This is a genomic window from Flavobacterium sp. YO12 (assembly GCF_004119495.1).
Taxonomy (GTDB): domain Bacteria; phylum Bacteroidota; class Bacteroidia; order Flavobacteriales; family Flavobacteriaceae; genus Flavobacterium.
Genome location: NZ_NRQU01000168.1, coordinates 1 through 234 on the forward strand (window position 1 = coordinate 1; position 234 = coordinate 234).

Below are 234 nucleotides of genomic sequence, written 5' to 3' on the forward strand. Positions count from 1 at the left end.
AAATCTAATAAGAATTCTCTGCGTAAGTATCAGCAAATTCGTTTACAACATATTGATCTTTAAAGCAACTGACTGTAAAATGCTGTAGCACTTTTTTCATGGCGCGCATTACATATTCACGACCTTTTGGATCTGACATTCTAAGCGAAACAGATTGGTGCCCGCCGCCTTCTCGAATAGGTTTTAATCCTCCCATTAAAGTATCAACTGTAGCCGTTTTTAACACTACATCTC

At 38.0% G+C, this 234-nt stretch carries 1 protein-coding gene; it reads right to left on the reverse strand.

All coding sequences use genetic code 11. From position 1 onward, the window contains the following. Positions 1 to 4: 4 nt before the first annotated feature. On the reverse strand, positions 5 to 234 hold a 230-nt coding region (locus BOW55_RS20740; RefSeq protein WP_241686644.1), incomplete at its 5' end, for a hypothetical protein.